The following is a 22,225-nucleotide window of genomic DNA, read 5'->3' on the forward strand; positions in this document are numbered from 1 at the left end:
CAGCATCATGAACCGGCCGTGGCGCCGGCGGCGGCAGGTCCCACAGCGTCGGGGCGCGACGCGCCTTCAGCCGCGCAACGTGAGACTGCGGACGAACGCCATCGCGGCGTCCAGCGAGAGCTGCCCCTGCCCGCTGGCCGGAAACGCGGCCTGCAAACGATGCTCCATCTCCGCCGCCGCGATCTCCATCGCCGCGCTCGCCGCCTGGGCCGGGTCGAGTTCCGGCTTCGTCGCCGCCAACTCGTGCTTCAGTTCCTCGTGCCGGGCCTTGAGCGCCGTCGCCAGCGTCTCGGTCGCCGCCAGCAGCATCCGGCCGCGGCGGAGTTGCTCGTGCAGCGGCGGCGCGCTCTGCAGGAGTTCGAGGATGATCGTCTTGTACGGCATGGGGTTCTCCTTCCTGTTGCTGCGGTGCGTCCTCCAGGGCGACGGCTGTGTCGCTCCCGTTGAGCGGGAAGAGCAGCGGTGTTTCTCGTCCGGGGCGCCACTTCCTGCGCATGGTCACAGCGGCGCAGCTATGCCCGGCCCGTGCCGTCCCGTCCGGCGGCGCGCAGTAGCGTCACTGCCTGCCCGGGCAGCGCTCAGGGGCACGGCCACGGGGGGAATGACGGATGATTCGATGCACGCGGGGCAGGAATGACGGGGCATGGAGTCGATGGTGTGAGTTGCGGCGTACTCCCATGCCACACTCTGGCCGACGAATCAACCCCAAACTGCATCGCTCGCGGACCGCCTCGGTGTGCGGCGGGTCAGCGGCGACGTACCGAGCGGATGATCGCCAGCGGGTCGTCCCATTCCAGCGCCTCGCACCAGTCGAGGAACTCGATGGGGTCGAGCCGGCGCTGGCCGGTCAGGGTCTTGTGAACCGTGGTCCTCGGGCGGTCAAGGCGCTCGGCGAGCGCCCGCACCGAGAGGCCCAGCTCGTCCGCCCTTTCGTGGATGAGCCGGGCGAGGCCCTGGTACGCGGAGTGCTGTAGGGGCTGCTTGGTGGGCAGTAGACGCTTTTTGCCGCGGGTGGTTGCCACATCCCAATCAGAGCGGCTATACTCGGGTGTCCCCAAAACGCGGACAGTCCGCGCGGGCGTGCCGCGACGGAATCTGCCGCCTTGTCCCCGATGCCCAGGAGAGAAAGAACATGCGGCTCGGATTCGTTATCGCCGTCATCGCCATGCTCGCCCCTTACGCCTCCGCCGACATCATCGAGGTCGGCGGGGCGGCTGTCCTTGCGGAGCCGCCCGCCAACATCGCGCTCAACCAGTGGGAGAGCGATACCGAGATCCGCGGCTTCTTCGAGCGGCAGACCGTGCTGTTCTCGGACCTGGCCCTGGACCACGTCAACACCGGGCTGGTCGATCACGAGTCGCTGCTCGTGCCGGGCCTCGTCTCCGTCGGGACGGCGGTGCAGAGCTACCTGTTCCACGCCGACTCGGTGGCGGGCTTCGATGCCCTGCTTTCCGGCTACGTCGTCTTCGACCAGCCGATCCTGGGCGTGCTGATTCATACGGCCTCGATGAACGGCACCGACGACTTCCTCGGGCGGCCGGGCGTGACCTACGGAAACAGCCCCGGCCGGCGGCTGGAACTGCCCCCCGGCTCGCTGGATACCTTCGAGATTTCCGGCGACCGGACGCGGCTGGACTTCACATTGAAGTTCGACGCGGCGTACGACGAGATTCGCATCGTTACCGCCGCCGTGCCCGAGCCGGGTTCGCTGGCGCTGCTCTCCCTGGTCGGCTTCGCTGGCCTGCGACGAAGGCGGGAGGCGCGGCGATGAGCGCGGAACCCAGATCTTCCGGCAGTCAGCTTCCAGGCGGGCCGGTGACCCCGGCTCCGTTTGCTCCCGTCGAATCCGAGAGCAGGCTTGCGTGCGCGTTCGATTGGTTCCTGATCATCATGAGCCAGGGCGTCATTCCCCTGGCGCTGGTAGGGGTGGTCATCTACTTCCTCGTCAGCCTGGGCATCCCGTGGGCGTCTGACGCCTCCACGCGCTATCGCCTGTCGGGAACATGGCACGTCGCCGGCAGCTTCGCCGACTGGAGGTTCGGCCGCGACGGGACGTGGACGGAGGATGCCCTCATCGACACGCAAGGCTCCTACACCCTTCTGGACGACGACCGCATCCGTATCAAGGGGTTGCTCGGAGCGACGATGGATTTCGAGTACACGTTCGACGATGAGGGCTTGCTGCTGAAAGGCGACAGCGGCACGCCGTTCAGTTTCCGGTTGAGGCGGAAGGACTGACCCGATTGCCGGACGATCTGTTTCCTGCATCAGCGACATTCCGCGAGTAATCGCCTCTGAATGGCCAAAGAGCATCTCCGGGCGACGACATGGCCTCGAAGTCGATTCCTCGCTTCTACGGGCGTCTATTGAGGCCGGGAACCATGCCACGCGCTCGAACCCTTCCCTGAATGCCAAACGGGCTTCTCCGCGACGTGAAGCCGTTGCGGCTTGCTCAGCCAGGGCAACCCTCCCGTCTACCGGCGGTGCATTCTGGCTGCGGCTGCTGCGGTTTTCGTGGCGTTATCCACAGCCGGCGCGGTTCTTCCGATGAGGCGTGCGAGCCGCCGCCTCGGCCAGCGCGGTCGGGGCGCGCTCGGCGGCGGTCCCGGTGCTTTGTATTGGAATATAAGAAAGAGGCAGGGGTGCAAGTCGTTGATCTTGCTCGATCTGAACCGTCACGATCTGTCGGGCGACCGTCACAACTGGTCGGTGCACCGTCAGAAAGCCCTTGCGCTTCTGTCGGTCATCTGCCAGTGTGTTGTCTGACTACAGACAAAAATGGAGGGCGAAAATGACGGATGATCGACAGGGTACGGCGCTGGCCGCGAGAGGCGCGGCAACCGCCGGAGGCGCGAACCAGATCAGCACGAAACGCGGCTTCCCGGTCTACCGCACCAACCCGAGCGTGCCCGCGTCCAACGGCATGACGACGCGCACCAAGCGCTTCCATGTGCCCGGCGGCAAGGGCTCGGTGATCGTGGACCACAGCAGCGGCGAGATCAAGGGCATCGGCGGCATGGGCTTCTGGTGGGAGGAGGAAGTCGATAGCAGTCGCTTCGTCAAGCTCTTCCTCGACGGCATCAAGCAGGCGGCCGGTCTGTCGAAGACGGGCATGCAGGTCTTCGAGCTGGTCTACCACCAGATGCGGGCCAATCCCGGCTCGGACGAAATCAAGCTCAACCAGTACCTCGCCAAGGACCACGGCATCAACGACCGCACGTACCAGCGCGGCGTGCGTGAGCTGCTCGAAAAGGAGTTCCTCTACCGCAGCCCGAGCGACGGCGTGTTCTTCGTCAACATCCGTTTCATGTTCAACGGCGACCGACTGGCCTTCGTCCGCTCGTACCACCTCAAGGGTTCGAGCCGGCAGCAGGAACTGCAACTGGACGCGGCGCCGTCCCTCCCCTCGCCCTCGGAAGCTCCGCCGGCGCGACTCGAAGTGCCGCAGGCGACCGACGTTGCCGATGCCGGCGACGCTGCGGTCGATAGCGCCAGTGTTGTCGCTCCGGGTGATCAGGAGAGATAACCGTTCGAGCGCAGCCACGGCTCGATGGCCTGCTCCAGGATGTCCTGCAATGTGTTCGGCTCGACGCCTTTCAACTGCCGCTCCAGCGAGGCGCGCTTGAGCGCCTTGGCGTAGTCGTCACGGATGCGCGTGCTGAGCGATACGCGGTTGATGACCGGCGCGGCAGGAACCTGCGTTTGCGGTTTGATTTCCGGCGGCGCCGCGCCGGGCTTCCCCTCGTACACGAACTCGCGTGCGACCACGGTGTCCACCTTCGGGGTGGCCTTGAGTCCCTCGGCGAGTGAGCGGCGTTCGGCGGCCATGCGTCCCCTCCCCCTACGTCGCCACGACTTGGCGCTTGCGGGCCGGGCGCGCCGATGCAATCGCATCAGGCAGCAGCTCGCGGAAGAGCCGGTGCACCTCGACGGCGGCTTCCCTGGCACGCGAGCCCATGTGCCACACCACGGCCGCCTGGCCGGGCGCGTCGGCGTAAATCTGGCGGAGCGTCATGAAGGTCGGCGTGATCGGCAGCTTGAGCAATGCCGCGGCTTCCCGCATGTCCTGGGTCAGCCGGTAGTTCTTCCCCACCATGCTGAGCACGATGGTCGCCTTGGGCGGGCCGACGCGGATCTTCTGCGCCTGGCGGAGCACCTTGGTCGCGGCGTCCAGCGCGCGAATCTCCAGCATCGACGCCTTGCACGGCACGATGGCCTGGTCGGCCACGAGCAGCAGCGCCCGGCTGGTCTCGGCCAGGCTGCCGGGGCCGTCGGCGACGACGTAGTCGGTCTCCTGGGCCAGTTGCGGCAGCTCGTTGATGATGGTGTCCGGGTCGCGCATGCAGAGCGTCTTGACCTGCGGCGCCGCCTCGCGAATCCATTGCGACGACGACTGCTGCGTGTCGCAGTCGGCGAGCGTGACGCGGTGGCCCTGCTTGTCGAGCCACGCGGCCAGGTGAACGGCGAGCGTCGATTTCCCGACCCCGCCCTTGGAGTTCGCCACGGCGATAATCATGCCTGATGGCTAGCACGATTGCATGCCCGATGGCAAGCATTATTTGCAGCCGGCAGTCTGGCATGCCTTCTGGCACGCAAGCCGGACGGCAAGAGCGACTGCACTCATGCCTGCATGATTGCCAGCCGTCAAGCCGCCACGTCATCCGGCCTTCATGCCTGCAAGCCTGCCGTCATGCCGTCGCGCCTGCATGCACGCCGTCAGGACGGTAGGCCAGCCTGCAAGCATGATAGCTTGCCAGCCAGCAGGCTTTCACGGTGAAAGAAATCCTAAGCACCGCTTAGGGGAGATGTCTGATGCTGAAATGCTCTGCGATGGAGATTCAGCGCGCGTCTTGGGCGGAATTCCCAGTCAGTCGTTCAACTGTGCTGAATCTGCCGTATACGGCCGTCGTCGTCGGGTCCTCACCGGCGGCTGGGACCCGACACGACGGGCGGCGGACACGCCAGGTTCAACCCACCCATCTGCCGGTATGGTCCCGAGTCCGAGGGTTCCTCTTCTTCGGCTTCACGCGCATGGGACGAGACAGGCGATGCCCCGCCTGGCGCGGACCATGCTCCGGCGCGATGCGGGAACCAGGGAGCAGGGAGGCAGCTCGCAACGGCGCGCACAGAACTGGACAGCCGGAACGGCGCCCGCTGTCCAGCGTCGTGAAGATGAGGGGACGAAGCCCTCAGTGTTCGGAGGGCAGGTAGAGCGTCCAGTAGCGGCCGTCGTAGCCGGCCCACACGTCCACGTGGTCGAGCGGGAAGTCGGTCCACGGGATATGGCGGGTGACGAAGGGAGCAACGCCGTAGTCGGCGCGGGCGGTCAGCGTTGCCGAGCGGTCCTCGCGGACTTCGAGCCGCCAGAAGTGCAGGCTGAGCACGCGCTCGTCGGATCTGCCGGCACGGGCAACATCGCCCCCAGCGATCGCCAGCGCAATCTCGTCGATGAGCCAGTACGCGCCGCCTCGACTGGCAAGGTACCGGATGCCCGGCGTGTAGATGACGCCGCGGGCGAGCGGGCAGCGGAAGCGTTCGAGGTCGCCCGTGAACTGGCGGAGTTCGGCATGCGTGAGCGGTGTGTCCATCGGTTGAGTCTCCTTTCGTGGCTGGTTGACCGATGCACACCGGACGGCGGCCGTGGAAAGCCGCCGCGTCAAGGGGATGGTGCGGGCAGGAGCGAAGCGACAACACGGTCCCCTTGAGGCCGCAGGCCGCACGCGGGGGCGGCGGACGCCAGGATGTGCATCAACAGGTCAACCCCCACGGAAGGAAGCCGGGCGACACAGCCGCGGGCCGTGGCGAGCACGCGGAAGTCAGGGGAGGGAGGCGCAGTACTGCGCGCGGAAACGGTCAGCGACCACGCGCATTCGCGCGGGACAGTTCGCGTTCGAGGACGGCGATGCGGCCGAGTCGCCACGCGATGTGGTTGAAGGTGAGAGCGAGGGCGCTGGCGCGGGCCATCTCCAGGTCGCCGCCGTGAGCGATCTCGCGGTCGTAGCGGCTCAGGGCGTCGGCGCCGCGCTCGACGATCGCCTGGTATCGCTGACGGTCCGCTTCCAGCCCTTGACGTTCCGCGTTCAGCAGTTCGCGCGCCTTGACGATCCTCTTCGGGCCTGACCTCGGCAGTTCGCGGTCGAATGTGTGTTCAATGGCTGTCGCCGGTGGAATGGCATCGACGGGCATCGGCGCAGCGCTGTCACCCTCGCGGCAGTAATGCCACGGATGGCCGGGCGGATAGGAGTGGGCGGCCGGTGGAATGTTGATTGGTTGTTCCGAGGCTGCGGGCTGGTCCTGTACGCCGATTGTGGGCTCCTGCACATGCGGCTGGGGAAGCGGTGAGGGGACGGGCGTGTCGCCTGGCTTCGACCAGTCAAAGAGCAGCTGTTCTCTCCGGCGGGCACATGGTGTGCGTCCTGGGCTGTTGCCGGAGTTCATTCGGATGGAGCGGTCATGTCGTCAGCCGGACGCGGCCTCTGTCCTGTCGGCGGCGACAGCCGGGTCCAGGCGACAATGCAGCACCCCGACGACCTGCACGGCGTCGTCGAACACGCGGTAGACGATGGCGTAGTCGAACCTGCTGAGCACCGCTCGGCGGCACTCGCCGCGGACTCGCTGGTACATTGCGGGGTTATTGCGGATGTGCATTGTCAGCCGGTCGAGTTCCTGGACAAAGGCGCGGCCGAGACCGGGACGCAGCTCTTCCAGCCAGTGGTAGGCGGTGCGAATGTCCTCGTTCGCGGCGGCGGAGAAGCCAAGCGGGGCAACGCGGGTCATGAAGCGCCGAGGAGCCGGTCACGGACCGTGTCCCACGGCTCGCTGGTCATCTCGCCGGCGTCCAGGGCGGCCACGCGGCGGTCAATCTCCGCGAGTTGCTCGGGCGTAAAGGGCGCGGCGCAGGCGTCCGCGTGAACGCTGTCCCAGAGCTCTTGGGCGAGCGCGACGCGCTCGGGCAGGGACAGCGATGAAAGCACGAACTGGTGAAGCGTGGATTGCGTCATTGTTCTCCTCCGTCAACGGTGTACATGCTCAAGAATGCCTCAGGCTGTGCCGCGTGTAAACCGGAAAGTTCATGCTCGCGCCTCCGGCGATGAACCGTTCAGCGCCGCCTCGATGCGCTTGCAGGCGTAGTTGAAGTAGACCGGGTCGCGCTCGATGCCGACGAAGCGCTTGCCGGCCAGCACCGCGGCGACGCCGGTAGTGCCGGAGCCCATGAACGGGTCGAGGATGGAATCGGCGGGAATCGAATCGCAGAACCAGCGCACCTGTTCCAGCGGTCGCGGACAGGGCACGGGGTTGTCGCCGGTGTAGCCGGTCCACGGCCGCAGGTCGGCGACGTGCCAGTCGCGGGGCAGTTCGTCCTTGAGCAGCGAACGGCCGCTCCAGAAAATCACCGGGTCCCAGCTCAGGCAACGCTGGCGACCTTGCTCGGGATACACCTTGCAGGCAGCGATGATGCGGAAGCCCTTGGGGAAGTAGCGGTGCCAGCGTTCGGCGGTGAGCGGACTCTGCCAGACGAAGCACGGGCCGTTGCCGGTGATGCGGACCAGCTCGGGCACGAGCCGTTCCATCATGGCGTCGTACTTCTCCGGCGCGTCGTCATAGCTGCGGTACTGGAAGCCGATGCCGTAAGGAGGGTCGGTGACGACGGCGCCGATGCCGGAGAGCGTCGGCAGGATGTCGAAGCAGTCTGCGCGGTAGAGCGTGGCGTTGCCGATGACTCGCTTTTCGACGGGTGCGGAAGCAACTCCCGCGGCCACTGGACGCGACTTGCGGCGGAGCCGCGCCGCGAAGAACGGGTTGATGAGGGCGACGGCGGTCATGGCGTCACCTCCTCGCGCAGCTCGCACTCGAAGTGGTAGCACGCTTCGGTGACGATGTTGCCGGTGTCGAAGCCCTGCTGCTTCGCAAAGTGCAGCAGATCGGCGATGAGGTCGAAGATGGCGGTCTCCAGGTCGCCGCGGTCCATCGTGTCGGGATGGTCGCCGCCGTAGGTGCGGACGGTGAAGGCGGCGAGCGCGTCTTTCGCCCAGGCGGCGCGGTCGGCGTTGGTCGGTTCATTGGTCATGTGATGCTCCTTTCGATAGAGAAGGGCGGGCCTTGCGGCCCGCCCGATTGCGGATGGGTCAGTCCTTCTTGTCGCTGGCGACGCGGAGCGTGATGCGGCCGTCCAAAGGCACGCATTCGAGCTGGATGTTGAAGCCCTTGCCGTCGTTGTGCGGCCAGGCGGACCCGATGCGGGTCCAGAAGCCCTTCTTGCCCTCCCGGTCGCGCACCTGGTAGGCGATGTGCGTGGGAGCCTTGGAAGCGTTGGTGTTCGTGTCGGACATGTGAGTCTCCTTTTCTGAGGTTTCCGGCCGCGCCCATCGCGGCCTGATGGCACGCGTACACCAGCCGCTCCAGCCGGGGCGGAGCGCACCGGTCACAGCGGAAAACGGGAGGGACCCGGTCTGCAACGCAGTGAAGATTGGGAGGAACCGGTTTTCTGCTTGACCGGACCGGCGGCGGCTGTAGCGATGCCGTCAATCAGGCCGTGTGTGGGTGCAGGAGACCGGGGAAAGGTTAAGACGAGCCCGGCACGTCAACGCCCGGGCGACCCCGCATTGCCGGACAGGAAGTGCATGCGAGGGGCCTGTGCTTCTGTCGCATCGTGCCTGGCCGTGTGTCAACAGGGTTCAAGAGCAGCGGCGATGGTGCTAAAGGCCGGACTGCTCCGCGTGCGCCGAGTGGATGGCCCTTCCGCCGGGGGGCGTCAAAGGGCCGCACCGCTCATGGCGTTCCACAGGCCTTCGTGCTGTCACGCCGGACATAGATCGGCACGCGGTGCCCCGGGATCACAAGCACGTCGGAGACGTAGTCTTTGAGAAGGTCATCGCAGGAACCGGGATGACAGGTAGGCTGGACGTTGGGCAGGTCGAAAACGAGGATATCGGGCCTCCGTCGCTTCACGTACGCGGGGTCAAACAGCTCGTGTCCGAGCATCCCCTGGCCGAAGGACTTGCCAGGGTCGAATCGGTGTTGCGTCAGGTATGCGTCGTTCAGCCCCAGCACGTCCAGGGCGGGAAGCTCCGAGTAGAATGGAATGGCGCCCGCGGCGGTGACGGCAATCAGTGGTCGCGCATCGCCGCACCGCGCTTTGAGCGCCTTGCCTATCGCGACAACGTTCGTGACGAACGACAGGTCGGTACCGCGGGGGTCGCGGAACTCAACCATGCTGAACTGGATAGCAATCGTGGCAGCCACGACTGACAGGAAGACGGGGTGCTGCGATTTCGGGGTCACTGCCGCGCGGGCGGCGGCGACACGTGCGGCGAGGAAGAGGAGCAGCGGAAAGATGGGCACGTAGAATCGAAACCCGTCCCGGAAGATGTCGCCGCCGGCGAGAATGACGCACGCGACGACGACCTGGATCATCAGGATGGCCGTCCGGTCGAGTGGGTCGCTGAACTTGCCGGCGGCGACAGCGGTCCGTCCAAGGTAGCAATAGGCGACGATGGGAAGCACCGAGAGCATCGCACGGCAGGTGTAGAGGATGCCCAGTTCCATATGAGCGAGCGATGGCGCCACCTTGGCGGCAGCCGAGTTGGCGACCCACGCATTGTAATAGACCAGGCGGAACGAGAGCTGGGCGACGAAGAAGAGGAAGGGCACTGCGCTGACCGTGACAACGTCGCGAACACGGTCGCGCAGCGGTGAATTGGAGTATGCCAGCATGCCGGCGCCGAGGGAGAGGACGTAGATCGGTCCTTCGGGGCGCGTCCAGCAAAGCAGTCCGAGCAGCAGCGCGGCCACCGACAGGCCGGCTCCCGGTCGCCCAGATACTGATCCGCGAACGGCGAACACGGCGCCGGTCAACAGCAGCATCACCAGGGGTGCTTCGAGGCCGCCGAGTGCCCAGACGGCGACGGTGGCGTTGACCGCGAAGCAGCACAGCACAAAGCAGGCTTCTGCCGGCGGCATTCTCAGCGATCGCAGGTAGCAGCAGAGGACGGCGTAGGTCCCGAGCGTGCAAGCGATGCCCAGCAGGCGAACCGCGTCCACGAGATCCATGCCGGCCCGATGGAGTATCGCCGCAAGGAGAACCCACAGGAGGTTTGAGTACCCCTCCACGTATTCACCGTCATTCCACGTCAACCCATATCCGTTCACCAGGCGCTGCGCGTACCGGAGGCTGATAAAGGCGTCGTCGGCAATGAACGGGTAGAAGTACCAGAGGTGCGCCGCCAGGAGCACGAGGGGCAAGGCGACCGCGAGTAGGTAATGTGGCTGGCGCGAGTGCGTCGGTAACTGGGCCATCGAGCGATACTGCCACATCCGCCGCGGGCGGTCCAGGAATATGAGGCGGGCGGCGTTGCTCCGGGTACGCGCACCGGAAGACCCATCTGCCGGGCCGGTGGCAGCGCCGGCATTGCGGCGGCAGGACCGAGACCCCGCAAAAAGTGAGCACTGTCAACGGTTTGCTGCGCCGGGTGCGGCCGTCACAAAACCATCACAAAAAGGAGCGCGACAAGCGCCGCGGAATGGGCTAGTCTGAAAATGTGCCAGATCGTCGAATCGGCACGTTTTCTACAACTACGAGAGGTCTTTATGACTCACTCCAAGACTCTTGCATTAACATGGCAGGCCTGCCTGTTGATGCTCGCCGGCGTGGCGATCGTGCTCATGCCGGACCTGGCCTTCGCGGGCCAGGACACACCGATGGGCAGCGTGCTCTGCACGGTGGTCCAGTGGTTCACCGGCAATACCGGTAAGGGCCTGGCGACTATCGCGATCACCATCATCGGCATCGGCGCCCTCCTGGGCAAGGTGTCGTGGGGCATGGCGATCATCGTCGGTATTGGCGTCGCCATCGTGTTCGGCGCCGCCGGCATCGTGAACGCGCTCGGAGCTCAATACTCCGGCGACTGCACGATCTAGCCGCAACGCGAGTTGCTGCTCGGAAAGGGCCTGCCGGCGACGGCAGGCCCTATTCTCGTGGCCGGACGGAGCTCACACATCTGCCGGCCTGCCGCCCCGCCGGCCTTTCACCCTGCGAGTCCGCTTCCGCCAGGCGAACGGGCCGGTTCCCGTCTTGGCGCCGCGCTTCGGACGCCCGCGCGGACGGTGGAACCAACCGAGCGCGTTGAGGATCTTCTGCACCTGGCTGGGGTGGTAGGCGACGCCGAACTCGCGCCGGATGAGTTCGGCGACTCGGGCGAGTGTCCATCGCTGCGAATCGAAGCCGCAGGCGACCGGCCCGGCGAGCAGCAGCGGCTCCAGCCGCGCCAGCTCCTCGTCGGCCAGCTTGGGCTTGCAGCCGGTGCGCCCGGCGACTGGAAGCGCATCCCCGCCCTCGATCTTCCACTTGCGGTGCCAGCGTGAAGCGGTCATGCGGCTGACGCCCACCAGGCGCGCTACCTCCGCCTGCGTGCAGCCGCGGGCGAAGAGTTCCGCGGCCCGGGCACGGCGCTGCCGCTCTCCGGCGCGGTCGAGGCGGTGGAGTCTGGGCTTTCCCCTGGCCATGGAGCGACCATGCCACACGCTGGCGGGCGTGTCCAGCGCGGCATACGCAGTGCCTGGGATCGAGTGATACCGCCCGTGCGAGTAGAATGCGAACGGCATGGACGAACCCCCGGGTGAACTGACGCGATTGCTGGGCGATGACTCGCTCGACGCGGCGGAGAAGGCGCGACGCCTGATGCCGCTGGTGTACCAGGAGCTGCGCGCCTTTGCGCAGGCGCGGCTCAACGAGGAACGCACCGGCCACACGCTCACGGCGACCGCTCTCGTTCATGAAACATACATGAGGATGTTCGGGGGCGGCGAGGTTCCCTGGCGGAGCCGGGCGCACTTCTTCGACGCGGCCGGCACGGCCATGCGCCGGATTCTCATCGACTACGCGCGGGAGCGCGGCGCGCTCAAGCGTGGCGGCGGCCACGAACGAATGCACCTTGACGCCGTCGCGACACTGGCCGCGGCGGACGGACAGGCCGTCGAGTACATGGCGCTCGAAGAAGCGCTCCAGGAGTTGGAACGCCACGATGAAAGGGCGGCCCGGGCTGTGATGTTGAGGTTTTACGCCGGTCTGACGAACGCGGAAGCGGCCGAAGTGCTCGGCGTCTCGGAGCGAACTGTGAAGTACGAGTGGGAGTTCGCACGGGCCTGGCTGGCCAGACGGCTCGATGGGGATGACGATCGGGAGCGGCCATGACCGACGAACGGTTCCGGCGGGCCAAGTCCCTGTTCATTGCGGCGCTCGACCTGAGCGAGGAAGCGCGGGCCGAGCTGCTCACCCGCGAGTGCGCCGGCGATGCCGACCTGCGCCGGGAAGTCGAGTCGCTGCTTCACGCGCAGCGGCAGGAGACCATGCGGACGGGCGGGGCCTGCGCCGCCGCCGGGCTTGCCGAGGCGACCGACACGGTTGACCCTGACATCGCGTCCCAATCGCGCCTCGGACGCTACCGGCTCCTTGAACGGCTCGGACAGGGAGCGTTTGGCGAGGTGTGGCTGGCCGAAGAGGAGAATCCTGTCCGCCCGAAGGTGGCGGTCAAGATCATCAAGCCGGGCATGGACACGCGCGAGGTGCTGGCCCGCTTCGACGCCGAGCGGCGGGCCTTGGCGATCATGGACCATCCCGGTGTAGCGAGGGTGACCGACGCCGGCGCCACGGAGCGCGGCCGTCCGTACTTCGTCATGGAGCATGTGCCGGGCGTCCCGATCACCCGGTATTGCGACGATGCCCGCCTGCCGGTGCGCCGCCGGCTGGAACTCTTCGTCGAGGTCTGCCGCGCGGTTGAGCACGCGCACCAGAAGGGCATCATCCACCGCGATCTCAAGCCGCAGAACATCCTGGTGTCGGAGCGGGGCGGCCGGGCCGTGCCGAAGGTGATCGATTTCGGCGTGGCCAAGGCGATGTTCGGTGACGGGGTCGAAGACGGCCTGGCGACGGAGGTCGGGCGAGGCGTCGGGACGCTTGAGTACATGCCGCCCGAGCAGACCGGGCGGCTCGGGCTCGACGTGGACGTGCGCGCCGACGTGTACGCCCTGGGCGCGGTGCTCTATGAACTGCTCACGGGCACGCCGCCTCTCGACCTGCGGTCGCGTGGCGGGGCATCGCTGGAAGCGCTGGCGGCCACCATCTGCGACACCGATCCGCCGCTGCCCAGCGCTCGGCTTTCCTCGACGGGGGCGGCAACAGGCGCCGCGGGCAGCGCTTCCACCTTCGCGGATACCAGGAACGAGGATTTGCGCACTCTCATTCGGCTGGTACGCGGCGACCTCGACTGGATCGCCATGAAGGCGATGGAGAAGGACCGTTCGCGCCGCTACGGCTCGGTCGCCGAGCTCGCGGCCGATGTGGAACACCATCTCGCCGGTGCCCCGGTCGCGGCCGCGCCGCCCAGCCGCGTGTACCGGTTGCGGAAGTTCGTGCGGCGACACCGGACAGGCGTCGTGTCGGCGTCGGCTGTCGGCGCCGCCGTGGTGATGGGCGCCGTCGGGATCGGGCTGGCGTCCGAACGCGCGTTGCTCGCCGAGCGGGCGCGCGAGCGACTGGCGGCGCACGTCGAAGGCCAGCGCCTCATGCTGCGTGACCTCCTGGAAGGGGCAAGGCCCTCCATCGCGCTTGGCCGCGACACCACCATGCTCCGCGCAGCGCTCGACGCCGCCGCGGAACGCATCCGGCGGGGCGACCTGCGCGATGCTCCCGAGGCGGAACTCGACCACCGGATGACCATCGGGGACGCCTATCGCGAGATCGGCCAGTTCAGGGCGGCGCACGACATGCTTGACACGCTGCCCGACCTTGCCGCGTCGATCGCGGGCGCCGAGAGCATCGAGCACGCGAACGCGCTGGCGGTCCGGGCGTCGCTGCTGCGGACGGAAGGGAACCTCGACGCCTCGCTCGCGGACGCGCAATCCGCCCTGGATATCCGCCGGCGGGTGGCGTCCGGCGACCGGGCCGACCTGGCCAAGAACATCCAGGAGGTCGGCGACAGCCTGTTCGGGCTCGGGCGGTACGACGAGGCGCTGGCATTCCAGCAGGAAGCGCTGGCGATGCGCCGACGGCTCTTTCCCGGTGACCATCCCGACGTGGCGCTCAGCTTGAGCAGCGCGGGCGAGGTGCTCCGCGCGCTATGGCGGTTGGATGACGCGCTCGCGCATCACCAGCAGGCGCTGGCGATGTACCGGGCGCTGGAGGCAGGCAACTCGCTCAACGTCGCGCTGGCGAGCAACAACGTGGCGGTGTGCCTGTCCGATCTGGGGCGCGCGTCGGAGGCGATCGGCCCGCAGCGCGAGGCGCTGGAGATGTTCCGACGCCTTTATCCCGATGGCCACCCGTTCATCGTGAACGGCCTTGGCAACCTGGCGGGCTGCCTGCAGGACACCGGCCGCCTCGACGAGGCGCTGCCGCAGTACGAGGCCGCGCTGGCGATGTCGCAGCGTCTCTTCGCCGGGGACCATCCGGGCACCGCCGTGTGCCTGAACAACCTGGCGTTCTGCCTTGACGCAATGGGCCGACCTGGCGACGCACTGTCACCGTACACCGCTGCGCTGGACATGCTCCGGCGGCTCTCCCCCGAGGGGCATCCGCAGATCCCACTGCTCCTGGGCAACATCGGCAGGACGCTCCACCTGCTGGGCCGTCTCGATGAGTCGATCGAAAGCTACGAGCGTGCGCTGGCCGAGGCCTCCGGCGGCTTACCCGAGGATGACCCGCGCGTGGCACGGTTGCACAGCAACTTCGGCTGGTGCCTGGTGGAATCCGGCCGGTTGGCCGAGGCGGAAACGCACCTTCTTTGGGCGCAGCAGAGCTTCGATGCCGCGGAGGGCATCCCGCCGCGCTTCCTGCGCGAGAACATCGCCAGGCTGGTCGAGGTCTTCGAGAAGCAGGCCCCGTCCAGCGAGGCGGCCCAGGCCAAGGCCGCGGAGTGGCGGCGGCGACTGGCCGAACTCGATGCCGGCCAATCGGCGGGCGGAGACCCGGGCGGAGGTGGCTGACCCGACCGGGCTGACAGGCCTTCAACAGCGCCGCATCCGTCGCACACGGGGAAAAAGCGCGCAAGCCCGGAGATTCCGTTGCCCTCCGCGGGCGCAGTTTCCGCCTGATGCTGTGAGGGTCCGTTGCAGCTGGACCTGGCTCAGCCGGGACGCCGCCTGTGTGCGCGGCATCGCCGGCCGTTGTCGTGCTTGGCCCCTGGAGAGGAAAGAGGATCATCATGCATACCCGTCTTGCCCGTGTGCTCATCGCCGGCGTTTCGCTGGCTTCCGCATACTCCGCCCGTGCCGACATCACCGGCTTTGGCAACTTCTCGGAGTGGACCATCAACCAGGGGGACGATGGGCCCGCCCCGATGCTGGTGGACAATGGCATCCGCCTCACCTATCTCAACGATGTCCTGCAGCAGACACGGAGCATCTGGCACGAGACGCCCCAGACGGTGTCGGCGTTCACCGCGTCCTTCACCTACCAGGCGCTCAACGGCGCGACGGGCAGCGGGTTCGGCGCCGCCCTGGTTCTTCAGAACGACCCCGACGGCATCCACGCGCTCGGGGCCTCACCCGGCGATGAATGCGGGTACGACGGCATCGAGGACAGCGTCGCCGTCACGCTGGAGTTGGGCTTGCCCTCACGGTCGGGTCTGTACACCGACGGGCTCTTCGGGGGCGGGTCGCCCTCCATCAGTCCGGTCGATCTCCGCGCCGGCAACCCGGTCCTCGTCTCGCTCCAGTACGACGGCTCGATCCTCGGCGTCAGCATCCTCGACACGGTGACGCTCGATTCGTTCGACGCGGCCTACGCCGTGGACATCCCGGCGCTCGTCGGCAGTTCGACCGCGCTCGTCGGCTTCACCGCCAGCACGGGGTTCGGGAGCTCGGCCGACCAGTACATCTTCAACCCGCAGTTCACCAGCATCCCGGAACCCGGCTCGCTGGCGCTGCTCGCGCTGCTCGGCGCGACCGCTTCCCGGCGACGAAGGGCCGCAGCATGACGCTCCACGAGTCCAGCGCGCGAGCTGTTGCTGCGCCGGGTACGTTGCGTGGAGGCGCGCCGGCTGACTCAGGGCGGATCATGTTCGAGATCAACGGCGTCCGTGGGAGCAACGGGAAGCCGGTCAGAGTCCGGGTCGAAGCCGCGTCGCTGCCCGATGCGGTTCGCAAGGCCGCAAGCAACGGGGTGACCGTGGACCCGGCGTCAGCGATGGTGGTGCGACCGACCGTTGACCCGGCAGTCGAACGAGCGGAAGCCGGCCGGACACACGCGGGAGAGAGACGACCGCGAGTCGGTACGATTGCATGGATTGCGTGCGGCGGAGCGGTTGCCGGTGCGCTGCTCGTCGGGATTCCGCTCCGACTGCTGGGTTCATCGGCTGCATTGGTAGGTAACGAGGCATTGATCGCTGATGTGAATGCTCCCAGCCACGCACCGACCTCAACGGATGTACAAGTCCGCCAGGGCGCGAGCACACACAAATCAGCAACGCAGGCGGAGCAGGAGCGACGATTCGAGCGACAGAAAGGCGCGACTTATCGGTACTGGTCCGCGCTCTCTGTTGAGCTGGAGAAGCTCCGCACGCTGCCGAGCGGTGAGATTGCCAAGGGCCGGAGGTTGCAGTCGATCGCTTCCGACATTGCTGCAATCTCGTCTCTCGACGTGGACACAAGGGCGTTGCAGATCGGCGCGCAGTGGACGAAAGCACTTCGTCGGATAGGTGAGATCGGGTTGTACATGGCGGGAGACCAGTGGCTTCTCGATTGCGTCAGGCATGGTGCGGATGGGGACCCGCTCTGGCCGATTGAGGAGCGGAAGCGCCTTGAGAATGAGGCGCTCACACTGCTCAGCGATGTGGAGGACGCTTCCACGTCGGGCCGCCACACGCTCACACAGCTGTACGGGGTCGAGTTCCGTCCGCTTCGATAGGCTCATCGTGGCCGCAATCAGCCACGGGGTGCAGTGCGCGTCGTCCGTGAAACGCGCGCCGTGAAAGAAATCAACCCCCGCGCGAACAAGTTCTTGACGATTGCGAATGACGCGGTAGGAACTATCGCGTCACCATGCTTCGCATCACCCAGAACAACTCGCCGGACCGGGCCAAGAGCTACTACTCGACCTCCGACTACTACTCGGAGGGGCAGGAACTCGTCGGTGTCTGGAGAGGCAACGGGGCGGCGCGTCTGGGGCTCTCGGGCACTGTCGGGCGCGAAGACTGGGATGCGCTGTGTGACAACCGCCATCCGGCGACGGGCGCACCGCTGACGCCGCGCACGAAGCGCGAGCGGCGCGTCGGCTACGACTTCAACTTCCACGTGCCGAAGTCGGTGTCGATCCTCTATGGCCTCACGCGCGACGGGCGCATCCTGGACGCCTTCCGCGACTCCGTCGAAGCCACGATGGAGGACATTGAGGCCGAGGTGCAGACGCGGGTGCGCGCGGGCGGGCGCAACGAGGACCGCACGACCGGCACCCTCGTCATGGGCGAGTTCGTGCATTTCACGGCCAGGCCGGTCGAGGGCGTGCCGGACCCCCACCTGCACGCCCACTGCTTCGTGTTCAACACGACGTGGGACGGGGACGAATCCCGCTGGAAAGCAGGCCAGTTTGCCGCGCTCAAGCGTGACGCGCCGTTCTTCGAGGCGGTCTTTCACGCGCGACTGGCCCGGCGGCTGGAGGAACTCGGCCTGCCGACGCAGCGCACGAAGCAGGGCTGGGAACTTGCCGGCGTGCCGCAGTCCGCCATCGACAGGTTCTCGCGGCGGACGGCGCTGATTGAAGAGAAGGCCCGCGAAGCAGGCATCACCAACCCGGAAGCGAAGGGCGAACTCGGCGCGAAGACGCGCGAGAAGAAGCAGAAGGACCTGACGCTCGACGAGCTGCGGGGCGAGTGGATGTCCCGCATGACGGCCGACGAGCTGGCGGCGCTTGAGGGGGTGAAGGCCCGGCTCGGCATGGAGACCCTGCCGGAGGACGGCCGGGCGGCCCGCGAGGCGGCGCTGCACGCCGTCGGCCACTGCTTCGAGCGCAGCGCCGTCGTGCCGGAGCGGAAGATACTCGCGGAAGCGATGAAGCGGGCGATGGGCAAGGCGTCGCCGGAGTCTGTCATGCGCAGCCTGGCGGCGGAGCACCTGGTCGTGGCCGAGCGCAAGGGACGGCGGCTCGCCACGACGCGCAGCGTCCTGGAGGAAGAGACGCGGATGCTCGCCTTCGCGCGCAGCGGCCGCGGAACGTGCCGACCGCTCGGCGTTCCCGGCTACGCGCTCAAACGCGACTGGCTGAACGCCGACCAGCGACGGGCCGTACAGCACGTGCTGGACTCGAACGACCGGGTGATCCTGGTGCGCGGCGCCGCCGGCACGGGTAAGACGACGATGATGAAGGAAGCGGTTGAGGGCATCGAGGCCGGCGGCAGGCGGGTCTTCGTGTTCGCCCCCTCGGCCGACGCCAGCCGCGACGTGCTGCGCGAAGTCGAGGGCTTCGCCGACGCCGACACGGTGGCGCGTCTGCTGGTGGACGAGCGGTTGCAGGCCCAAATCGCCGGGCAGGTGATCTGGATCGACGAAGCCGGGCTGCTGGGCTCGCGGATGATGGGCCGGGTGTTCGACCTGGCGGAGCGTCTCGACGCACGGGTCATTCTCTCCGGCGACCGGCGGCAGCACGGCAGCGTCGAACGTGGCGCGGCCCTGCGGCTGCTCGAAGAAGAAGCCGGGCTGGTCCCGGCGGAGATACGGGAGATTTTGCGGCAGCGCGGCGACTATCGGGAAGCCGTGCGGGCGCTCTCCGAGGGACGGACGGAGGACGGCTTTCGTGAACTGGACATGTTGGGCTGGATACGCGAGGTCGGCGAGACCGAGCGCTACAAGGCACTGGCGGAGGATTTCGTGGCGACGGTGGAAGCGGGCAAGACGGCGCTCGTCGTGTCGCCGACGCACCTGGAGGGCGAGTGGATCACGGATGAGATTCGCGCCCGGCTCAAGCAGGCGGGAAGGCTGGGCGAGGGGGAGCGCACCTTCCTGGCGCTGGAGAGTGCGAACCTGACGGAAGCCGAGAAGGCCGACCCGCTGAACTACGCACCCGGCGACGTGCTCGTGTATCACCAGAACGCGAAGGGGCATCGCAAGGGCGAGCGTGTGGTGGTCGGCGATGCGCCGCTGCCGCTCGACCAGGCGGAGCGTTTCCAGGTTTACCGGCCGTCGGTGCTGCCGATCGCCCCCGGCGACGTGCTGCGCATCACGCGCAACGGGACCACGGCCGACGGCCGGCACCGGCTCAACAACGGGGCGCTCTACGCGGTGCGCGGCTTCGACGCCGGCGGAGATATCGTGCTCGCGAACGGATGGACCGTCGCGAAGGATTACGGCCACCTGGCACACGGCTACGTCGTGACCAGCCATGCGTCCCAAGGCAAGACGGTGGACCGGGTTTTCATCGGTCAGTCGTCCGACTCACTGCCGGCGTCGTCACGCGAACAGTTCTACGTCTCGGTCTCGCGCGGCCGCGAGCAGGCGACCATCTACACCGACGACAAGGAAGCCCTGCTGGAGGCGGTGAGCCGGACGGATGACCGGCTCACGGCGACGGAGTTCGTCGCCGGGCGCGACCTGCGCGAGCGGGCCGCCACGATTCAGCGACTGGAACGGCTGGCCATCCCCGCCGTCGCGCGCATCATGCACCATGAACAGGAGCGACTGATCCATGAGCGATAGCGCCGTGCTGCAACGCTACGTGACGAACCGGGATTCCCGCCTCGGCATTGCGACCGACCATGCGGAAGCGGATGCCTGCGACGACCTCGGCGCCTTCGGCTGGCTGCGGGGCATCCGTGACCGTGCCGTTATGCTGGAGCTGCGCCGCAAAGACGGCTCCATTGTCGCCATCGGCTACGGCTGGCTGGAGCGTGTCGCCTTCGACCCGTCGGAGGGTATCACGCTCTCGGCGGCGGGCCAGAAGATCCGCATCAAAGGGCGCAACCTCAACGCGGAGATTCGTCCCGCTGTCAGGCTCTTCGAGGGTATCGCCCGGCATCGCGTGTCGTGGGTGCGTGAGGCGGACCGGACCATCGGTTTGCAGGCCGGCGACCGCGAGACGGTGATCGACTCAATCGAGTGGTGACGTTTAGCGTCCGCGGCCGCGCCCCCGGTGCTGGTCCTCGGCCGCGTGCTTGCGGTTGAGGTCGCGGAGCAGGGGCTGAAGCACCTGCATGACGGAGGCCGCCGCCATCACCCCCATGCAGACCATCGCGACCTTGTTGAAGACGACGGCGTCGGAGGCCGGCGCACTGCGGGCCATCTGCTGGGCGGTGTTGGCGAGGTGGAGCGGGTTGGGTGCGGACATGGTGGCGTTGGTTGTTGACGTGACCTACCATAGCGCATCGCGCGCCGCTTGTGAATGACATTTCTGTTACAGTTGCGCTGCTGAGTATTGACGCTGCACCGGCGCATGTCGTTCGCGCATCGCACCTTCCACCGCGCGTGGGGATCTCCGATGGCGGCGGTCTCCGCCGACTACAATCACATCGACGGTGGAAGAAAGGTCTTCAAATGAACGGTGCCGGTCTACCTGCCGCGAGCCGGGTCGGTGCGACCGGAGTCTCTGCGCGCGTTCTCAGGCAGGCCATGACCCGGCTGCGGCTCGGTAGCGGACGTAGCCTGTCCGAACATGGGCGTCACGATTCCCTCTCCCTCCTGCACCAGTTGCCCCAGCTTCAGTCCGAGCGCCGCGAGTCGCGCCCGCTCCTCCGGCAGGTGATCGTCCTGCGGCGTGACGTGCGTCTCGACCGGCTGTGATGCGCCCGACGGTGTTGATTGATCGGCGGAACTCCATGAGAACAACTCGGCCACAAGCCCCTCGTCGCCGCGTATACGCTCTCCCAACTTCAGTGCGAGCGCGGCCTGCCGCGCCTGCTCGTCCGGCAGGTGATCCCTGACCGTCGTGGCCGCTGAGTCATTCCGCGTCACGCTTTCTGTTGGTGCTTGATCGGCGGGCGTCTGTGAGAACAACTCGCCCAGCAGGCCCTTGTCGGCGCGCAACCGTTCTGCCAGTTTCAGCCCAAGGGAGGCTTGGCGTTTCTGCTCCTCCGGCAGGTGATCCACCAGCGCCGCAGCGAACGACTCACTCTGCGGTGAGTCTGCGGCTGGTGAAGGATCGGCGGAAGTCCGTGAGAACAATCCGGCCACAAGGTCCTTGTTGTTGCGCAGTCGCTCCGCAAGCCTCAAGGCCAGCATCCCCAATTGCATATCCTCCTCGGACAGCGCTCGCGCTGGCATTTCCTGATCTGACATCTGTGCCCCCGTTGTATAGTTGTATACACGATATCAAGCTCATCCTATCACAACTGTGTTACGGTTTGATGACAGGCTCGCCGGGCGGCGCGTGAGATGTCAGGTTAGGGTGTACCCCATCCTGATGTCAGACAGTTCCGGCCCGTTCTGTCAGACTGGACTCACTTCAAGTATTTGTTGACAGGTGCGGCGCGATGTCATAGATGTCGCCTGACAGTTCATGGAGAGCAGGTGTCGGGGAAGGGGCAACGGATCGGGTACGTTCGCGTCAGCACGTACGACCAGAACGCGGAGCGACAGCTCGAAGGCGTGCAGCTCGACCGCCTCTTCGCTGACCACGCCTCCGGCAAGGACACCGACCGGCCGCAACTCAAGGCGCTGGTCTCCTACGCCCGCGAGGGCGACACGATCGTCATCCACAGCATGGACCGTCTCGCCCGCAACGTGGACGACCTGCGCCGCATCGTCCAGGAGCAGACCCGCCGCGGCATCCGCGTCCAGTTCATCAAGGAGAACCTGCTGTTCACCGGCGAGGACTCGCCGATGGCGAACCTCATGCTCACCGTGCTCGGCGCGGTGGGCCAGTTCGAGCGCGAACTCATCCGGGAGCGGCAGCGCGAGGGCATCGCCCTGGCCAAGCAGCGCGGCGTCTATCGTGGCCGCAGGCGGGCGCTCTCGCCGGAGCGCATCGCCGAACTGCGGGTTCGCGCCGCCGGCGGCGAGAAGAAGGCACGTCTCGCCCGCGAGTTCGGCATCAGCCGCGAGACACTCTACCAGTACCTGAGGGAGACACCGGCGAAGGCGGCGGCGCCCGTGCCCTCCTGAAGGGTCGGAGCGGGGTGTGCAGCGAATCGAGCGCACCCGCTCACCAGGCCGGGGAGGGTCGGCAGTAGTATGCTCACAAGTGGCGTGAGCATGTCCCCTGCTGGAGCACCGTGTGAACAGCGAGTCAGATCAGCCCGCTGCGTGG

At 67.0% G+C, this 22,225-nt stretch carries 26 protein-coding genes; 11 read left to right on the plus strand and 15 right to left on the minus strand.

Features of this window, described 5'->3' with window-relative positions; translation table 11 throughout:
- Window positions 1-66 precede the first annotated feature (66 nt).
- Window positions 67-384 (minus strand): hypothetical protein, encoded by a 318-nt coding sequence (locus IT430_09335; protein ID MCC6908130.1) that lies wholly within the window; start codon window positions 382-384, stop codon window positions 67-69.
- 362 nt (window positions 385-746) lie between these two features.
- On the minus strand, window positions 747-1,022 hold the full coding sequence (locus tag IT430_09340; protein ID MCC6908131.1) for a hypothetical protein: 276 nt from the start codon (window positions 1,020-1,022) through the stop codon (window positions 747-749).
- Window positions 1,023-1,132: 110 nt separating this feature from the next.
- On the opposite strand from IT430_09340, the gene IT430_09345 reads away from it, so the two are divergent.
- From IT430_09345 to IT430_09355, 3 genes are all read left to right on the plus strand, one after another.
- Window positions 1,133-1,771: a PEP-CTERM sorting domain-containing protein gene (locus IT430_09345; protein MCC6908132.1), complete on the plus strand. Its 639-nt coding sequence runs from the start codon at window positions 1,133-1,135 to the stop codon at window positions 1,769-1,771.
- Between the two features lie 44 nt (window positions 1,772-1,815).
- Window positions 1,816-2,238, plus strand: coding sequence for a hypothetical protein (locus IT430_09350; protein ID MCC6908133.1), 423 nt, complete (start codon window positions 1,816-1,818; stop codon window positions 2,236-2,238).
- Window positions 2,239-2,791: 553 nt separating this feature from the next.
- Window positions 2,792-3,526 carry a hypothetical protein gene (locus IT430_09355; GenBank protein ID MCC6908134.1) on the plus strand — a complete coding sequence of 245 codons (735 nt, stop codon included), beginning with the start codon at window positions 2,792-2,794 and terminating at the stop codon, window positions 3,524-3,526.
- On the opposite strand, the gene IT430_09360 is transcribed toward IT430_09355, so the two are convergent.
- The 10 genes from IT430_09360 to IT430_09405 form a co-directional block, all read right to left on the minus strand.
- Window positions 3,514-3,828, minus strand: a complete 315-nt coding sequence (locus tag IT430_09360; protein MCC6908135.1) for a hypothetical protein — start codon at window positions 3,826-3,828, stop codon at window positions 3,514-3,516. The two genes, IT430_09355 and IT430_09360, sit on opposite strands and share 13 nt — an antisense overlap.
- A 13-nt stretch (window positions 3,829-3,841) precedes the next feature.
- Window positions 3,842-4,504 carry an AAA family ATPase gene (locus IT430_09365; GenBank protein MCC6908136.1) on the minus strand — a complete coding sequence of 221 codons (663 nt, stop codon included), beginning with the start codon at window positions 4,502-4,504 and terminating at the stop codon, window positions 3,842-3,844.
- Between the two features lie 685 nt (window positions 4,505-5,189).
- Window positions 5,190-5,588, minus strand: a complete 399-nt coding sequence (locus tag IT430_09370) for a hypothetical protein (protein ID MCC6908137.1) — start codon at window positions 5,586-5,588, stop codon at window positions 5,190-5,192.
- Between the two features lie 265 nt (window positions 5,589-5,853).
- Window positions 5,854-6,438, minus strand: coding sequence for a hypothetical protein (locus IT430_09375; protein MCC6908138.1), 585 nt, complete (start codon window positions 6,436-6,438; stop codon window positions 5,854-5,856).
- 21 nt (window positions 6,439-6,459) lie between these two features.
- On the minus strand, window positions 6,460-6,777 hold the full coding sequence (locus tag IT430_09380; GenBank protein MCC6908139.1) for a type II toxin-antitoxin system RelE/ParE family toxin: 318 nt from the start codon (window positions 6,775-6,777) through the stop codon (window positions 6,460-6,462).
- Window positions 6,774-7,001, minus strand: coding sequence for an addiction module protein (locus tag IT430_09385; protein MCC6908140.1), 228 nt, complete (start codon window positions 6,999-7,001; stop codon window positions 6,774-6,776). Before IT430_09385 ends, IT430_09380 begins: the two co-directional genes overlap by 4 nt.
- 69 nt (window positions 7,002-7,070) lie before the next feature.
- Complete coding sequence (locus tag IT430_09390; GenBank protein ID MCC6908141.1) at window positions 7,071-7,823, minus strand: site-specific DNA-methyltransferase; 753 nt, start codon at window positions 7,821-7,823, stop codon at window positions 7,071-7,073.
- Window positions 7,820-8,068 (minus strand): hypothetical protein, encoded by a 249-nt coding sequence (locus tag IT430_09395; protein ID MCC6908142.1) that lies wholly within the window; start codon window positions 8,066-8,068, stop codon window positions 7,820-7,822. The genes IT430_09390 and IT430_09395 overlap by 4 nt, the downstream gene beginning before the upstream one ends.
- A 58-nt stretch (window positions 8,069-8,126) precedes the next feature.
- Window positions 8,127-8,330, minus strand: a complete 204-nt coding sequence (locus IT430_09400; protein MCC6908143.1) for a hypothetical protein — start codon at window positions 8,328-8,330, stop codon at window positions 8,127-8,129.
- 439 nt (window positions 8,331-8,769) lie between these two features.
- The gene (locus IT430_09405; protein MCC6908144.1) at window positions 8,770-10,296 is read right to left on the minus strand and encodes a hypothetical protein; all 1,527 of its coding nucleotides are present in this window, start codon (window positions 10,294-10,296) and stop codon (window positions 8,770-8,772) included.
- Window positions 10,297-10,587: 291 nt separating this feature from the next.
- On the opposite strand from IT430_09405, the gene IT430_09410 reads away from it, so the two are divergent.
- Window positions 10,588-10,917, plus strand: a complete 330-nt coding sequence (locus IT430_09410; protein MCC6908145.1) for a TrbC/VirB2 family protein — start codon at window positions 10,588-10,590, stop codon at window positions 10,915-10,917.
- Window positions 10,918-10,989: 72 nt separating this feature from the next.
- Here IT430_09410 and IT430_09415 read toward each other — a convergent pair whose 3' ends face one another.
- Window positions 10,990-11,601: a transposase gene (locus IT430_09415; protein MCC6908146.1), complete on the minus strand. Its 612-nt coding sequence runs from the start codon at window positions 11,599-11,601 to the stop codon at window positions 10,990-10,992.
- Here IT430_09415 and IT430_09420 point away from each other — a divergent pair.
- From IT430_09420 to IT430_09445, 6 genes are all read left to right on the plus strand, one after another.
- Window positions 11,600-12,190, plus strand: coding sequence for a sigma-70 family RNA polymerase sigma factor (locus IT430_09420; protein ID MCC6908147.1), 591 nt, complete (start codon window positions 11,600-11,602; stop codon window positions 12,188-12,190). The two genes, IT430_09415 and IT430_09420, sit on opposite strands and share 2 nt — an antisense overlap.
- Window positions 12,187-14,979 (plus strand): serine/threonine protein kinase, encoded by a 2,793-nt coding sequence (locus IT430_09425; GenBank protein ID MCC6908148.1) that lies wholly within the window; start codon window positions 12,187-12,189, stop codon window positions 14,977-14,979. The genes IT430_09420 and IT430_09425 overlap by 4 nt, the downstream gene beginning before the upstream one ends.
- A 218-nt stretch (window positions 14,980-15,197) precedes the next feature.
- Window positions 15,198-15,971 (plus strand): PEP-CTERM sorting domain-containing protein, encoded by a 774-nt coding sequence (locus tag IT430_09430; protein MCC6908149.1) that lies wholly within the window; start codon window positions 15,198-15,200, stop codon window positions 15,969-15,971.
- Window positions 15,972-16,051: 80 nt separating this feature from the next.
- A complete protein-coding gene (locus IT430_09435; GenBank protein MCC6908150.1) occupies window positions 16,052-16,900 on the plus strand; it encodes a hypothetical protein in 849 nt (282 codons plus the stop codon).
- Window positions 16,901-17,034: 134 nt separating this feature from the next.
- Complete coding sequence (locus IT430_09440) at window positions 17,035-19,680, plus strand: relaxase domain-containing protein (GenBank protein MCC6908151.1); 2,646 nt, start codon at window positions 17,035-17,037, stop codon at window positions 19,678-19,680.
- Window positions 19,670-20,086, plus strand: coding sequence for a hypothetical protein (locus tag IT430_09445; GenBank protein MCC6908152.1), 417 nt, complete (start codon window positions 19,670-19,672; stop codon window positions 20,084-20,086). The genes IT430_09440 and IT430_09445 overlap by 11 nt, the downstream gene beginning before the upstream one ends.
- 3 nt (window positions 20,087-20,089) lie before the next feature.
- Here the strand turns inward: IT430_09445 and IT430_09450 are convergent, their stop codons facing one another.
- Both IT430_09450 and IT430_09455 read right to left on the minus strand, forming a co-directional pair.
- Window positions 20,090-20,308 (minus strand): hypothetical protein, encoded by a 219-nt coding sequence (locus tag IT430_09450; GenBank protein ID MCC6908153.1) that lies wholly within the window; start codon window positions 20,306-20,308, stop codon window positions 20,090-20,092.
- A gap of 221 nt (window positions 20,309-20,529) precedes the next feature.
- Complete coding sequence (locus IT430_09455) at window positions 20,530-21,255, minus strand: hypothetical protein (GenBank protein MCC6908154.1); 726 nt, start codon at window positions 21,253-21,255, stop codon at window positions 20,530-20,532.
- 231 nt (window positions 21,256-21,486) lie between these two features.
- On the opposite strand from IT430_09455, the gene IT430_09460 reads away from it, so the two are divergent.
- Window positions 21,487-22,080 (plus strand): recombinase family protein, encoded by a 594-nt coding sequence (locus IT430_09460; GenBank protein MCC6908155.1) that lies wholly within the window; start codon window positions 21,487-21,489, stop codon window positions 22,078-22,080.
- Window positions 22,081-22,225: the final 145 nt, after the last annotated feature.

It is taken from the genome of Phycisphaerales bacterium (assembly GCA_020852515.1).
Lineage (GTDB): Bacteria > Planctomycetota > Phycisphaerae > Phycisphaerales > UBA5793 > UBA5793.